General features: G+C 45.3%; 1 pseudogene. It reads right to left on the bottom strand.

What is annotated here, in order from left to right:
* Positions 1 to 119: 119 nt before the first annotated feature.
* Positions 120 to 1,115, bottom strand: a pseudogene (locus CDZ78_RS17705) (efflux RND transporter permease subunit); the annotation flags it as partial.
* Between the last annotated feature and the right edge of the window lie 292 nt (positions 1,116 to 1,407).

Here is a 1,407-nt window from a genome sequence, read left to right on the forward strand (position 1 = left end):
ATGCAAAGCATTCCGACACAGCGTCAAGCCATTTGAGTTCGCAATATAAAAAAGCCGTTCAGGATTTTTTATGGCAAACGCAGGGCGAAACAGGGCATCGTAGATTTTAATCAGTCCCGTTAAGCTTTTGCCGCGAACTTGGGCATGGATGCCCAAAATGAGCTTTCGCAAAAGTAGGGACTCCCCGTTTTTACCGCCATTGTGCCATCAATAGCCGCTTGTACCGGTGTTTTTCCTAATGAAATATGCTTACCGATACTTTCACTAATGACGATGGCATCATCCATCAGAATACCGAGAGCTAGTAATAGGGCGACCATAGAGAGCATATTAATGCTGATCCCCCACTGCGCAAGTATAAAGGCACTTGCTAAAAAAGAGACGGGTAAGCCCATGACCACCCAGAAAGCATAACGGGTACCAAAAAATAGCCACATAACGCCGAATACCAGCAGTAAACCCTGCCAGGCATTGCTGATAAGAAGTGCGATACGGTCTTCGACAATACTGGTGAAATCCTGGGTTAAATTGAAAGAAACCTGTTCTGGTAAGCCTTGTTTTTCTTGTTGAATAAAGTTTTTGACCTGCTCTAAAATACGTAAGCTGTCATCTTTAGAATTTTTGCGTATTTTTAGAAATGCCGTGGGCATATTATTATAAGTCGCTTTGTCTTCAGCCTTTTCAAAAGTGTCAATAATGGTGGCAATATCGCCTAGGCGCACTTCATTGCCATGTTCCCCTTTAATAATAACCAGGTCTTGTAATTCCTTAGGTGATCGGCGTTCATCATTAAAGCGAATCTGATAGTCTCGTTTCGCTGTTAGAATTTCTCCAGTCGGTAAATCAAGATTCTGTTGGGCGACGATAGTAGCAACAGATTGTAAGCTTATGCCATATAAGCGTAATTTATTTTGTGCAAGCTGTATCTGGAACTGACGTTTAGAGAAACCTTCGATGCTGACCAGTGGAATGCCCGGTACGCGTAACATGCGTTCTTTTATGCTCTCAGCCAGATCTTTTAATTCCGGTTTAGGGATATTAGCACTGAGTGCAACAGTGACGACATCCTGAGTGCGCTCTAATTCTTTAATAATAGGTTCTTCGCTGTCACCGGGGAAGTTTTCAACCGCTGAAAATCATGGAAACGGAGCTTAGCGAAGTGGTGATTTTTAGTCCCTGATAGGCGACAGGGCAATTCGCTGATTCGACGTGTGCTAGCAGCACGCGAGAGGAGCAAGAATTGCATTCCGAATAGCCGTCCAGCCAGTGAGGTAGTAATGACGAAGCGGCTTTTGTGCGTAGTCGTTGCGGACGCAGGGCGTTCAGGGCATCTCCCATCCGCTGCGTAGGTGAACGAATTATGGCGACAGGAGTCCCGGAATTTCGTGAGGTAGCATGGCGCGCCTG

Origin of the sequence: Bathymodiolus platifrons methanotrophic gill symbiont (assembly GCF_002189065.1) — a bacterium.
Taxonomy (GTDB): Bacteria; Pseudomonadota; Gammaproteobacteria; order Methylococcales; family Methylomonadaceae; genus Methyloprofundus.